The organism is Aeromonas sp. 601039, assembly GCF_049174415.1.
GTDB lineage: Bacteria > Pseudomonadota > Gammaproteobacteria > Enterobacterales > Aeromonadaceae > Aeromonas > Aeromonas veronii_A.
In genome coordinates, this window is the sequence record NZ_JAAKTL010000007.1 from 13595 (window position 1) to 27573 (window position 13979).

Here is a 13979-nt window from a genome sequence, read left to right on the forward strand (position 1 = left end):
TTGGGCCACCCCGTTTTCGTTGCTGCGATGTGCGCGGGCGCTGCGGGATCAGCCGCCGCGCTGGTACTTGAAGCGCTTCTTGCGCCGGTAGGGATAGACATCCTCGAACACCCCCACCTTGATATTGCTCTGCAGCATCTTCCAGTAGTTGGCGTCGAACATCTCCTTGTGCAGCTGCAACATGATCTCACGCACCTGCGGCTTTTGCAGCAGGAAGGTGGCGAACTCCTCGGGGAAGATGTCGTTGGGGGCCACTGAGTACCAGGGCTCGGCGCTCCACTCATCCTCGGGGTAGCGCGGCGGCGGGATCTGGCGGAAGTTGCACTCCGTCATGTAGCAGATCTCGTCGTAGTCGTAGAAGACCACCCGGCCGTGACGGGTGACGCCAAAGTTCTTGAACAGCATGTCCCCCGGGAAGATGTTGGCCGCCGCCAGCTGCTTGATGGCGTTGCCGTACTCCTCCAGCGCGAGCCGGGTCTGCTGCTCGTCCGCCTTGTCCAGATAGAGGTTGAGCGGGATCATCTTGCGCTCGGTGTAGAGGTGCTTGATCACCAGCTTGTCGTCGCTGATGGTGAGGGCTGACGGTGCCACCGCCTTGAGCTCGGCAAGGAGTTCGGGCGAGATGCGATCCAGCGGAAACTCGAAGTTGGTGAACTCCTGGGTATCGGCCATCCGGCCAACCCGGTCGTGCTGTTTAACCAGCCGGTATTTTGCCTTCACCTGCTCGTGGCTCACATCCTTGGGCGGGGTGAACTCGTCTTTTATCACCTTGAACACCACATCGTAGGAGGGGAGGGTGAACACGCTCATCACCATCCCCTTGATGCCGGGAGCGATGATGAACTGATCCCGACTCTGGGCCAGATGGTGACGGTAGTGGCGATAGAGCTCGGTCTTGCCATGTTTTTGGCAGCCAATGGCGTTGTAGATCTCGTAATCGGGCTTGTGGGGCATGATCTGGCGCAGGAAGGCGACAAACAGCGCCGGTTCGCGGGCATAGACCATGAAATAGGCGCGGGCGAAACCAAACACGATGGAGGCGAGGTCCGGCTCGAAGATAACTGTATCCACATAGATGCTGTGGCCGGTGCTGAGCAGGGGCAGGATAAAGGGGAACACCTGATCCCGGGCCCGGATCAGCCCCACCAGATAGGCCCCTTTGTTGCGGTAGAACACCTCTTTGAGGAGCTCGATGGCAAACGGCTCGTCATGGAGGATTTGCGGGCCGTTCTCCGCAAGATGGCGGTGGATGTCGACAATATCCCGCTGCTTGTCCTCGTAGGGGAGGGTGAAGCTGTAATCCCCCAAAAGCTGGCTCAAGGTCTGCGGCAGATGGGCCAGATCGGTGCGATAGATCCGCAGCAGGGCGCTCAGGTCCGGTTTTTCGCCACGGCTGACAAAGGGGTGGATATAGAGGTTCTCGTCGCGGATATTGCGATGGCGAAAGATCCGGCGATAGACGGAGTTGAAGAAGGACTCCGCCACCTCGAAGTTGTCACAACGGGGCAGTAGATCGCTGAAGGCGCTTTTGACCCGCTTGAGCAGCTCCTGGGTGGCGTGGTGCTCCCCCATCATCTGGCGGATGGAGCTGGCGGTGGCCCCCACATGGTGGTCATAGAGGCGAATTCGCTCGCGCCCGGCGAGCTGCACCCCCAGCCAGTCACTGTTCTCGAAGCGGCTCTTGCTGCCCTGGGTTATCTCGAGAAACCGGCTGTAAAACGACTCGAAGCGTTGCAAGATAGTCTCGGCGACGGCCTGTTCCAATGGCTGCTGCATCTCTCTCTTCCTTGTGATCTGTCGGGCCGATAGCGCGAAGGATTGGGTGTAATTTGTTCACACGTCAGGCCACTATCGCAACATTCAAACGTCTGTTCAAGTGGCAATTTTCGGGGATAAACGGTAGATTGCGCCCCTGTTTTGGTGATGGTTTAGCGACTGTTTGCTGTCTGTTTGAGAGGCCGTCCGGCCTGTGAGGAAACCCGATGAAGCTCTATTTTGTCCTGGTGGCACCAGCCCGCCCCGCCAACGTCGGCGCCGCCGCCCGCGCCATGAAAACCATGGGCTTTGATGCCATGCGACTGGTGGCGAGCCGGGTACACGAAGAGGATGAAGCGAGCTGGGTGGCCCACGGCGCCCAGGAGATCCTGACTCAGGCCGAAGCGTTCGATACCCTGCCCGAGGCGCTGGCCGACATGGATCTGGTGATCGCCACCACCGCCCGTGAGCGCGGTCGCTACCAGCACTACCTCACCCCGGGGGAGATCCGCGAGCAGATCCGCAGCAAGCCTTCCCTCGGCAAGGTCGCCATCGTCTTTGGCTGCGAGGAGTCGGGGCTCTCCAACGAGCAGCTGGCCGAGGTCGATCTCATCAGCTATCTGCCCCTCAAGGTGAGCTACCCCTCCCTCAATCTGGGGCAGGCGATCATGCTCTACGCCTACGAGATGAGTCAGTTGATGGATGAGCTGAACGCCGACGGCGCCGCTGCGGTAGCAGAAAATTTTGATAACGCCGGGCAGGTTCGGGTGCTGAAAAGCAAAACAGCAGAATTGCTGGGTGAACTCGGAGTTTCGCAGGATGAAAAACTGCATCAATGGGTGATGGACCGGGTGCCCATGCTGCCGCAACGGGATTTGAACATGCTCCACCTGCTCTGCAAGGACCTTGCCCGCAAACTTGGCAAAGAGGTTTAAGTTGACAGCCCATCGCCCGCCGCGGTATTGCTAAAAGCCAGCTTCGTCAACGAGTGTTCGTCATGCAGTTATTCACCAACGTCATCACCACCACCATTATTACCGGTACCACCACAGGTGGCACTGGGGCCGGTTGATGCGCTGACGAACAAGCACAGAAATCAAAAAAGGCCCGTACCCACCCAGTACGGGCCTTTTTGTTGGATTGGTTTTTAGATTGAATTTCATAGATTTACAGGGAGAGAAAGCGATGAGAGTGTTGAAATTTGGCGGGTCTTCACTGGCCGATGCAGAACGTTTTTTACGGGTGGCCGATATTGCGGTCAACACCCACGGCCAATCTCAGGTAGCCCTGGTGCTCTCTGCACCTGCCAAGGTGACCAATCATCTGGTGGCGCTGGTGGAACAGACCAGTCGCGGCATGGATGCCAGTTCCACCCTGTTTGAAGTGAACGGCATATTCTCCCGCCTGCTGGCCGGGTTGAAGGCGGCCTATCCGGCGCTCGATGACAAGGCGCTGCTGGCCCGCCTCACCGCCGAGCTGGATCAGGTGGAGCGCCTGATGCAGGGCATCCGTCTGCTGGGCCTCTGCCCGGACAACGTGCAGGCGCGCATTCTGAGCCGTGGCGAGAACCTCTCCATCGCCTTTATGCACGAGCTGCTGCGGGTGCGCGGTCTGGATCTGGAGCTGATCGTACCGGAAGAGCTGCTGGTTACCGACGGCGGTTATCTGGAAGCCCATGTCGATATCGAAGCCTCCCGCCTGCGCTTTGCCTCCAAGGGGCTGCGTAGCGATTGCCTCTACCTGATGCCGGGCTTTACCGGCGGCAGCGACAAGGGCGAGACAGTGCTGCTGGGTCGCAACGGTTCCGACTACTCCGCAGCCGTATTGGCCGCCTGCGTCGATGCCGAGTGCTGCGAGATCTGGACTGACGTCGAGGGCTGCTACAGCTGCGACCCCCGTCTGGTGCCGGATGCCTATCTGCTGAAAACCCTCTCCTACAAGGAGGCGATGGAGCTCTCCTACTTCGGTGCCAAGGTGTTGCACCCGAAAACCATCGCGCCGGTGGCCCAGTTCCATATTCCCTGCCTCATCAAGAACAGCTTCAACCCGCAGGGGCCGGGCACCCTGATCGGCCCCGAGAGCGGCGACGATGACCTGAAAGTGAAGGCCATCTCGGATCTCTCCGGCATGTGCATGTTCAACGTCTCTGGTCCCGGCATGAAGGGGATGGTCGGCATGGCCGGTCGCATCTTCTCAGCCGTCTCCCGCGCCGGGGTCAGTATCGTGCTGATCACCCAGTCATCTTCCGAGTACAGCGTCAGCTTCTGTATCCACAGCTACGACAGCGAGAAGACTCGCAAGGTGCTGGAGCGCGAGTTCGAGCTGGAGTTCAAAAACCAGCTGCTGGAACCGCTGGATATCATCAGCGATCTGGCGATCATCTCCCTGATCGGTGACGGCATGCGCACCAGCAAGGGGATGGCGGCCCGCTTCTTCACCTCGCTGGCACAAGCCTCCATCAATATCGTCGCTATCGCGCAGGGCTCCAGCGAGCGCTCCATCTCGGCGGTGGTGCGGGATCGCAAGGTGGCGGAAGCGATCAAGGCGTGCCACCAGAACTTCTTTGGCAGCCAGCAGTTTATCGATCTCTTTGTGGTCGGGGTCGGTGGCGTCGGTGCCGCGCTGGTGGATCAGATTGCCCGCCAGCAACCGGTACTGGCCGAGCAGGGCACTGGCCTTCGCGTGGTCGGCATCGCCAACAGCCGCCAGATGGCGGTCAACAAGGATGGCCTGAATCTTGCCAACTGGCGTGAACAGTTGGCGGAAGCCCGTGACAGCTTCTCGCTGGAAGGGGTGAAAAAGCTGGTGGAAGATAGCCACATCATCAACCCGGTGATCGTCGACTGCACCTCCTCCGAGGCGGTGGCCGTCCAGTATGCCGACTTCCTCGCCGCCGGTTTCCATGTGGTTACCCCGAACAAGAAGGCCAACACCGGTTCGCTCGATTACTACAAGGCGCTGCGCCGCACTGCCCGCCAGACTCGCCGCAAGTTCCTGTACGAGACCAACGTCGGCGCCGGTCTGCCGGTTATCGAGAACCTGCAGAACCTTATCAAGGCCGGTGACAAGCTGCGCGCCTTCGACGGCATTCTCTCCGGCTCCCTCTCCTTTATCTTCGGCAAGCTGGACGAGGGGATGGCCTTCTCCGAGGCGACCAAGATCGCCCGCGGCAACGGCTTTACCGAGCCGGATCCCCGCGACGATCTCAACGGCATGGATGTGGCGCGCAAGCTGCTCATTCTGGCTCGCGAAGCCGGCATGGCGCTGGAGCTCTCCGATGTGGAAGTCGAGCAGGCGCTGCCACCCGGCTTTGATGTGAGCGGCGACGTGGAAGCCTTTATGGCCCGTCTGCCCGAAGCTGACGGCTGGTTCCGCGACCAGTTCGCCGCGGCCCAGCGTGAAGGCAAGGTGCTGCGCTATGTAGGTTCCATCGAGGGTGGCAAGTGCAAGGTCGCCATCAAGGCGGTCGGTGGCGACGAGCCGCTGTTCAAGGTCAAAGACGGGGAGAACGCGCTCGCCTTCTTCTCCACCTACTACCAGCCGATCCCGCTGGTGCTGCGCGGCTATGGCGCCGGTACCGAAGTGACTGCGGCGGGCGTCTTTGCCGACGTGCTGCGCACCCAGAACTGGAAGCAGGAGCTATAAGCATGAGTTCAGACATGTACCCCTCTTATATGACTGAAGGTGGCAGCGTAGTCGCCTACGCGCCCGCCTCCAGCGCCAACCTGAGCGTGGGATTCGATGTACTGGGGGCGGCGCTCGCCCCCGTGGATGGCTCTCTGCTCGGCGATCGGGTGCAGGTGAAAGGGGCTGACGTGCCGTTCGCCCTCTCCGCAGTGGGCCGCTACGCCCACAAGCTGCCGGACGATCCGAAAAAGAATATCCTGTTCGACTGTTGGGTGGCCTATGGCGAGGCGCTGGAGAAGCGCGGCCTCGGTCTCAAGCCGCTCGAGATGGTGCTGGAGAAGAACCTGCCGGTGGGCTCGGGTCTGGGGTCCAGCGCCTGCAGCGTGGTGGCGGCGCTGGAGGGGCTCAACGCCTTTCACGGCGAGCCTCTCGACGAGCACGCCCTGCTGCTGCTGATGGGGGAGATGGAGGGGCGCATCTCCGGCTCCGTCCACTACGACAACGTGGCCCCCTGTTATCTCGGCGGCATGCAGCTGGTGGTGGAGGAGGCGGGGGTTATCAGCCAGGGCATTCCGGTGTTTGACGAGTGGTACTGGGTGGTCTGCTACCCGGGCACTGTGGTCTCCACCGCCGCCGCCCGCGCCATTCTGCCGGCCCAATATCGCCGTCAGGATTGCCTCACCTATGGCCGCCGCCTGGCTGCCTTTGTTCACGCCAGCTACACCGGGCAGGAGCCGCTGGCCGCGAGCGTCTTGAAAGACGTGATTGCCGAGCCCTACCGCGCGGCGCTGATCGAAGGCTTTGCCGAGGTGCGGGCGCAGGCGGCCCAGAACGGGGCGCTGGCCACCGGCATCTCCGGCTCCGGCCCCACCGTGTTTGTGGTGATGAAGGAGCTGGCGCAGGCCGAGCGGATGAAGGATTGGATGGAAGCACATTTCGTGCAGAACGAAGATGGATTTGCCCGGGTCTGCAAACTGGACATGGCCGGGGCACGGGTAACAGGAAGCGAGCTATGAATCTCTACAACATCAAGGACAACAGCGAACAGGTGAGCTTCGCGCAGGCGGTGCGTCAGGGCTTGGGTCGCGAACAGGGGCTCTTCTTCCCCGAACAACTCGAACCGCTCGCCGATGTGGATGCCCTGCTCGATCTGCCGCTGGCCGAACGCTCCGCCCGCATCCTGAGCCACCTGCTGGGGGACGAAGTGCCCGCCGCCAAGGTGAGCGAGCTGATCAATGCCGCCTTCACCTTCCCGGCGCCGCTGGTGAAACTCAAAGATGGCACCTATGCCCTCGAGCTGTTCCACGGCCCGACCCTGGCGTTCAAGGACTTCGGCGGCCGCTTTATGGCCCACTGCCTCGCGGCGTTCAGAACCAACGACAAGATTACTATCCTCACCGCCACCTCCGGCGACACCGGCGCCGCCGTGGCCCACGCCTTCTACGGGCTGGAGGGGATCGAGGTGGTGATCCTCTATCCCAAGGGCAAGATCAGCCCCTTGCAGGAGAAGCTCTTCTGCACCCTCGGCGGCAATATCCGCACCATCGCCATCGACGGCGACTTCGATGCCTGTCAGGCGCTGGTAAAACAGGCCTTTGACGACGAGGCACTGAAAAAGGCCATTGGCCTCAACTCCGCCAACTCCATCAATATCAGCCGTCTGCTGGCGCAGGTTTGTTACTACTTCGAGGCGGTGGCCCAGTTGCCCAAGGCCGATCGCGCCAAGGCGGTGATCAGCGTGCCGTCCGGCAACTTTGGCAACCTCACCGCGGGGCTGATCGCCAAGGCGCTGGGGCTGCCGGTGAAGCGCTTTATCGCCGCCACCAACGCCAACGATACCGTGCCGCGCTACCTGAAAACCGGTCAGTGGGAGCCGCACCAGACAGTGGCCACTCTGTCGAACGCCATGGATGTGAGCCGCCCCAACAACTGGCCGCGGGTAGAAGAGCTGTGCCGTCGCAAGGGCTGGGCGCTGGAGACCCTGGGGTCAGGTATGCGTGACGATGCCCAAACCCGCGATGCGCTGAAACGGCTGCACCAGCTGGATTACCTCTGTGAACCCCACGGCGCCATTGCCTGGGATCTGCTGGGGGAACAGCTGGCCGAGGACGAAGTGGGGGTGTTCCTGTGCACCGCCCATCCCGCCAAGTTCAAGGAGTCGGTGGACGAGATCCTGCATCTCGATGTACCGCTGCCCGGCCCGCTCGCCAAGCATGCCGAGCTGCCGCTGCTCTCTGTTAATTTGCCTGCGGAGTTTGCCCGGTTAAGGGCCTTTCTGTTGGCTTGAACTGCCTCGGTGAGATTATCGATAGAAATTAAAATCCCCCTGTAATGGGGGATTTTTATTTTTGCATTGGGCAAAATATGGCGACCAACATTTGGTTTCCTGCTGGCGCAGGCCAGCCCATCTGGGCACCTTGGGATTGAAATGTGTATGATTTATCTCACTCAGCCATGGTCGGTTGTGAGTTACCTCTAGTTCGCCGCCATCTATTATTGGGTTTCTTCTTCCTACTTTTGGGTTTTACTTCCTCTGTATATGTCTTGGTTTCCTTTCCTATATCTAAAGCTTTTGCAATGCTAGGATTTAAAATTAGTTGTGCAGCATCCTTTATTTTGGGTGATATGTTGTTTAGGGTTCTTTCTTTATAAGCCCAATGGTAAAAACTATCCCCGTTTGAAATTAGTTTTTCTTTGTATCCAATAATATTAACATCATAAAAAAATTGTAAAAGCGTTTCTGGGTCATGTAAAAATTCTTTTGCGTAGACTGTTTCGCCAGATGCCCATGCTTTAAATTTATCAAAAGCCAAAGAGAATTCTTTAGCTGTGAAATTCGCTTTCCCATCTAGATATTGGAAGAATTTTATATATATGCCAAAGTCTGATAGTTTCATGTAAAATGAAGCATAGTTCCTTACCTCACCAAGTAAATAGTCTGCATACTCTCTATTTACACTAGGGTCTGAAAGCGCATTTTTACCGATAAAAGCGCTTTCACCTTTACCTGTTTCTAAGTAATGTCGCCTGATGATTTTGATATAGGTAAGAATGTCACGTGGCTTTTGAAATGAGCTCTTCAATAGTTTTCGAAATGCCGAGCTCCCTTCAACACTCCCATTGTGGTAGTGTATCCATGCTTCATGTGGATGTACTGGGAACCTCTGTTGATTGGAGAAAAATTTTCCGCTTGCTTCGAAAAGTTTAGATTTTTCAAAATCTTTTTCTGTTGTGGACCAATTTAAAAAGACACAATTGTCTTGTAGCCTCGAGTTAGAGTTATATAGATTTAACTTGTGAAATACATCAGGCCTGATTAATAACATTATTTTCAAGCGGCCTTTAGAGTCCTTTATTGAATTGAAAAATTCAGAGTTTAATTGCCATGCTGCCTCAGATAATCCTTTTATACATTCTATATACTCAGTATAAGATACGCCTTCAGGTCTGTAATCAATACCATCAATAAACAGTATGTGGTTTTTGGATAGTTTTAGACTTTTTATCGCATCTTTTAATAATCTTTCTGTTTCTAATAGATGATGCTTAATTTTAACAGTTTTTTCGGCAGTTTGAGTCTGAGATTTTACTCCTGCATCACCAAAATCTTTTGCCGTGATATTTGCTGAGATGTCAGTACTATTAAGCAACTCAAATGCTGACTCTATTTCAGGATTCAAAGCATCCTTATTCCATTTCTCAATGGCCTTTTCAATATGGCTGAATTTTCTCGTGACTGTTGTAAAAATATTTTTCGACCTATGAATTATCATTTGGCTAGTGATAAGAAGTAAAATTGAACGCCAAATGTTAGCATAGTCACTAAAGGCAATTTTCCCCTCCCTTTTTAAGGCTATGAAACGTTTGTATTGTGTTTCTGTCATTGTGGTCAGTTGACATAAGTTGTCACCGATATTGTTATTTTCCAAAAATACTGCGTAAGCGGTTTTGCCCGTACCTTTTTCTCCCATCAAGTAATATGTTGAAGGAGATAGGCATCTCTGTAGTTCGTTGGTTTTTAAAAAAATGCCAGAGAAAAATTGTTTTTCATCTTTGCTCTTATAATTTACCGCATCATTGAATGGCTCTTTGAGTTCTGATAGGGTCTTCCAATTACCGCTAGTTTTCATTTTTTATCCTTAAATTAATTTATATAATTCCACTTTAATATGTTCACTTTGAATAAAAGATAATTAATATATCGTGGCTGAACAAAGTGATCACTAATGTTCAAATCGAAAGTTATCGCTCATTGGTAGTTAATCTGGGACGCCCAAATTTTTCAGCAAGGAGTTAGCCCACCAAAGCCAACGCTACCGCCCGTGGATTACAGCTTCCAAAATGCTCCATAACCAGCGAGGGCGGCAACCCATCGCAGCAATAGGCACCGGATGGCTATGTTAAGCCAATCGAATCTGTGCTCACCAGTCAAAAAGTGACGTAAGTGTCAGTAATGACTGATTTTTTGCGCTGGCTCAATAAAAGACAGTGACCGGAGGCTGGGTTCCCATGGCCCTTGATTTTATTGGGGTTAATGGGTGTGGTGGGGAAGAGAGTGGCAGGCTTGCCGCTGAGGAAGGGCTGGCGGGGGAAATCCCGCTCTGCCAATTAGCGCTATAGTGCGGGCGATGGTTGCCCTCTGCTCCGCTCCCAAGCTGGCGAGGCGGGGGAGCTGCGGCAACAATCAGCTGTTGCAATCACAGCCATTTGCAACACATCGTCATGCAAATATGACCATGCAAACACATCACCAGATAGAGAGGATATCTCCCATGAAGCGTACCATCCTGTTCGGCCTGCTCTGCGGCAGCGTGCTGCTGGCCAATCCTGTCTTTGCCAACGACACAGCCCAGTTGCAGTGCGAGGCGCAAGCCGCGGCCAAAAAGCTTAACGGCGCCGCCAAGACCAGCTTTGTCGGCAAGTGCGTGAAAGATGCCGCTGGCGCCGCGACCGGCGAGTGCGAGAAGGCGGCCGCCGACAAGAAGCTGGCCGGTGCGGCCAAGAACAGCTTTATCCAGAAGTGCGTGAAAACGGGCGCGGCGATGGATCCGGCGGCCAAGTGCGAGAAGGCGGCGGCCGACAAGAAGCTGGCTGGCGCGGCCAAGAACAGCTTTATCCAGAAGTGCGTGAAGGATAGCGCCGCCAAGTAAGGCATTTTCTCATCCGGTGTGTTTGCGGGGGCCATCAGGCCCCCGTGCTTTTTGGCGCACTGAACGACACCTCTTGTGGAGTTATGTGCACTTCTCTATGTAGCAAAGAGCGGGATCTGGTTGTGCCTCTCATTACGTCCCATCTCCCCGGTGAGGGAGCCCTGCTCTGGTGGCTTGAGCGAACGGATCGGTTCTCTGGTCAAGGCTCATATTTATTCCCGGTGCCATACCATGCGCTTGGTGAATGATGGTGACATTCCTCTGCCTCTGCTCACCGGGGGCAGCGTCAAAACAGACGAGGGTGCTTGGGCTGATTTTCACAGCCAATCCAGCTTGACTCCAGCGTTAGCAGGGAGTGCTCACATTGACTGATGTCATCTGTGGTGACGGTGTTGTGGCTTGCTCTCAGATATATTAAATAAGGGATGTAACGCTAATTACTGTTTGTTAATAGCGTAATTTTTACTTATCTGTCTCTGCCATTTTTGGCCTCTTGTTTCATGTTAGATTATTCTGATTATGAGGCTGTAATTTCCGGTTACAATTTTGTTCAAGACCATGCCATCTACCAGGGTCACATACTCTTGATTCATATATGTCAGAATTTGTCGTATATGAATGTGCCGAGAACGATAATGTACCTGACAAGGCACCACTAAAGCTTCTGGCGCTGAAAATCTTTATTGAAAATCGCCATGTCATTGATTTTATTTGTTTTTTTTTGTTTTGTTTTTGATGATGCGGAGTAACGCGTGTGCTTTACCGGTCTCAAAAGAAATAAATATAGCCTTGAGAGGGGGGGGGCCGTGCGGGTCGTGCTGTGGCGGCTTATTGATATGTCGTCAAACATTAAAGTTATTACTCTGGATTATCCCTTTTTAATATCGGATTTGCTTCAACTGTAATTTATTACAGTTGTTGCTAGTACTATTGGCTATAAGCTCTGCCCTTCTTGATAAAACCTCAAAATCGGGTACTAGAGCATGGGAAAAGGAATTGATGGCGCTACTGTCGCGCCCAAAGAGCGTATAAATATCAAGTATGTACCGTCGACTGGTGGTCAACAGGGAGAAGTAGAACTTCCCCTGACCATGATGGTGGTCGGCAACATGAAAGGACGCACCGAAGATACCCCCATCGAGGAGCGTCAGACTGTCTCCATCGACAAGAATAATTTCTCATCTGTCATGAAAGAATCGGCATTGGAACTGAACTTCACCGTTCCAAATCGTCTGGAAGAGAACAGCCAGGACGAGCTGCCGGTGTCAATCAAAATCCAGTCTCTGGAAGATTTCACCCCTGACAACGTGGCCCAGCAAGTGCCCGAACTGCGCAAGCTGCTGGAGCTGCGTGAGGCGCTGGTTGCCCTGAAGGGGCCGCTCGGCAATATCCCTGCTTTCCGCAATCGTTTGCAGGATCTGCTGTCCAGTGATGAGGCTCGTGAGCAACTGCTCAAAGAGCTGGATTTGATCAAGCCAGTCGAGTGATCGGCGGGTTGTATTGACTGAACGAGAAGGAACAAACATGTCTTTGGTCGAAGAACAGGTTCAAGCGGGGGCGAATGCCGTCTCCTCGTCCTCTTTGCTGGACGAAATCATGGCACAAGCGCGCATCACGCCGGTTGATGAGGGTTACAGCGTCGCCAAGCAGGGGGTCGCAGCCCTGATCGCCAACATTCTGGATAGCGGTACTGCCAGCAGTCCGGTCAACAAGGCACTGGTGGACAGCATGATTGTCGAGCTCGACAAGAAGCTCGGCAAGCAGATGGACGTCATCCTCCATGCCAAGCCGTTGCAGGAGATGGAGTCCTCCTGGCGCTCCCTGAAGTTGTTGGTGGATCGCACCGATTTTCGCGAGAACATCAAGATCCAGGTGCTGCACGCCACCAAGGAAGAGCTGCTGGAAGATTTCGAATTCTCACCCGAAATCACCCAGTCCGGTCTCTACAAGCATGTCTACTCCAGCGGTTATGGTCAGTTTGGTGGTCAGCCGGTGGGGGCCGTGATCGGTGATTACGCCTTCACCCACAGCGGACCCGATATCAAGCTGATGCAGTATGTCAGCGCCGTCGGCGCCATGGCTCATGCCCCCTTCATCTCTTCCGTTGCACCGACCTTTTTTGGTGTAGACAGCTTTACCGAGCTGCCCTCCATCAAGGATCTGAAATCGGTATTCGAAGGGCCGGCCTACACCAAGTGGCGCGCCTTGCGTGAATCGGAAGATGCCCGTTATCTGGGACTGACCGCACCGCGCTTCCTGGCCCGTCTGCCGTATGACCCGACCGAAAACCCCATCAAGGGCTTCAACTATCAGGAAGATATCAGCTCGGATCACAATCACTATCTGTGGGGCAACACCGCCTATCTGATGGGCACCTCCCTGACTGACAGTTTCGCCAAGTACCGCTGGTGCCCGAACATCATAGGTCCGCAGAGCGGTGGTGCGATCCATGATCTGCCGGTGCATGTCTATGAAGCCATGGGTCAGCTGCAGGCGAAGATCCCGACCGAGGTGCTGATCACTGATCGTCGTGAATACGAGCTGTCGGAAGAGGGTTTCATCACCCTGACCATGCGTAAAGACAGCGACAACGCCGCCTTCTTCTCCGCCAACTCGGTGCAAAAGCCCAAGGTGTTCCCGAACACCAAGGAAGGACGCGAGGCCGAAACCAACTACAAGCTGGGCACCCAGCTGCCCTACATGTTCATCATCAACCGACTGGCGCACTACATCAAAGTGCTGCAGCGCGAGCAGATCGGCTCCTGGAAGGAGCGTCAGGATCTGGAACGGGAGTTGAACAGCTGGATCCGGCAGTTTGTGGCCGATCAGGAGAATCCGCCGGCAGAGGTCCGCAGCCGTCGTCCGCTGCGCGCCGCCCAGATCAAGGTGCTAGATGTGGAAGGGGAGCCGGGCTGGTATCAGGTCGCCATGTCAGTGCGCCCGCACTTCAAGTACATGGGGGCGAGCTTCGAGCTCTCTCTGGTAGGTCGACTGGACAAGGAATAAGGCCCGATGCCGTATCTCTCTTCCTGGGATAGAGGAAATGCGGCCAGCCTGTTCGATCGCATACGGGGGGAGGGGCTGAGCCCTTCTCCCCGTTCGGAGGTTGAGGAGTTGGTTGATTCTGTCAAGCGGCAGCTCGAACAGATCCTCAACACCCGTCCCGGCAATTGCCGCAGTGCTCCCGAGCTTGGTGTCATCGATCTCAATGACGCCACTCAGGGCAGTGCGGATATCAAGGGGCGGATCCGCGAAGCGATCCGGCAATGCATCCGTCGTTATGAACCGCGGATTGTGCATGTGGATGTCCGTTCACCCGACTATCAGGCGAGTCCGCTCGAGATGTCGTTTCAGGTGACGGCCCACGTGAGGCTGGAGCATATCGAGCAAGTTACCTCGTTCAACGTCCATATGGACAGTCACCGCCACTACCGCATGGTCTGATCA

At 55.5% G+C, this 13979-nt stretch carries 10 protein-coding genes; 8 read left to right on the top strand and 2 right to left on the bottom strand.

The features are described from left to right. Nucleotides 1-48: 48 nt before the first annotated feature. Complete coding sequence (gene aceK / locus G5195_RS08020) at nt 49-1776, bottom strand: bifunctional isocitrate dehydrogenase kinase/phosphatase (RefSeq protein ID WP_236358004.1); 1728 nt, start codon at nt 1774-1776, stop codon at nt 49-51. A 206-nt stretch (nt 1777-1982) separates the two neighbouring features. Here aceK and G5195_RS08025 point away from each other — a divergent pair, with 206 nt between their 5' ends. The 4 genes from G5195_RS08025 (at nt 1983) to thrC (ending at nt 7669) form a co-directional block, all read left to right on the top strand. After that, nucleotides 1983-2690, top strand: coding sequence for a tRNA/rRNA methyltransferase (locus tag G5195_RS08025; RefSeq protein ID WP_421221375.1), 708 nt, complete (start codon nt 1983-1985; stop codon nt 2688-2690). 250 nt (nt 2691-2940) lie between these two features. Further along, nucleotides 2941-5400: a bifunctional aspartate kinase/homoserine dehydrogenase I gene (thrA, locus tag G5195_RS08030; RefSeq protein ID WP_421236009.1), complete on the top strand. Its 2460-nt coding sequence runs from the start codon at nt 2941-2943 to the stop codon at nt 5398-5400. Nucleotides 5401-5402: 2 nt separating this feature from the next. Beyond that, the gene (gene thrB, locus G5195_RS08035) at nt 5403-6398 is read left to right on the top strand and encodes a homoserine kinase (RefSeq protein WP_421236010.1); all 996 of its coding nucleotides are present in this window, start codon (nt 5403-5405) and stop codon (nt 6396-6398) included. Continuing rightward, nucleotides 6395-7669: a threonine synthase gene (thrC, locus tag G5195_RS08040; RefSeq protein WP_421236011.1), complete on the top strand. Its 1275-nt coding sequence runs from the start codon at nt 6395-6397 to the stop codon at nt 7667-7669. Before thrB ends, thrC begins: the two co-directional genes overlap by 4 nt. A gap of 157 nt (nt 7670-7826) precedes the next feature. On the opposite strand, the gene G5195_RS08045 is transcribed toward thrC, so the two are convergent. Further along, nucleotides 7827-9512: a P-loop ATPase, Sll1717 family gene (locus G5195_RS08045; protein WP_421236012.1), complete on the bottom strand. Its 1686-nt coding sequence runs from the start codon at nt 9510-9512 to the stop codon at nt 7827-7829. A 642-nt stretch (nt 9513-10154) separates the two neighbouring features. Here G5195_RS08045 and G5195_RS08050 point away from each other — a divergent pair. From G5195_RS08050 to tssE, 4 genes are all read left to right on the top strand, one after another. After that, complete coding sequence (locus G5195_RS08050; protein WP_201906799.1) at nt 10155-10532, top strand: hypothetical protein; 378 nt, start codon at nt 10155-10157, stop codon at nt 10530-10532. A gap of 983 nt (nt 10533-11515) precedes the next feature. Then, complete coding sequence (gene tssB / locus G5195_RS08055) at nt 11516-12019, top strand: type VI secretion system contractile sheath small subunit (protein WP_421205362.1); 504 nt, start codon at nt 11516-11518, stop codon at nt 12017-12019. A gap of 37 nt (nt 12020-12056) precedes the next feature. Next, a complete protein-coding gene (gene tssC, locus G5195_RS08060; RefSeq protein ID WP_421205361.1) occupies nt 12057-13538 on the top strand; it encodes a type VI secretion system contractile sheath large subunit in 1482 nt (493 codons plus the stop codon). A 6-nt stretch (nt 13539-13544) separates the two neighbouring features. Further along, nucleotides 13545-13976 (top strand): type VI secretion system baseplate subunit TssE, encoded by a 432-nt coding sequence (gene tssE / locus G5195_RS08065; RefSeq protein WP_005347308.1) that lies wholly within the window; start codon nt 13545-13547, stop codon nt 13974-13976. Nucleotides 13977-13979 lie beyond the last annotated feature (3 nt).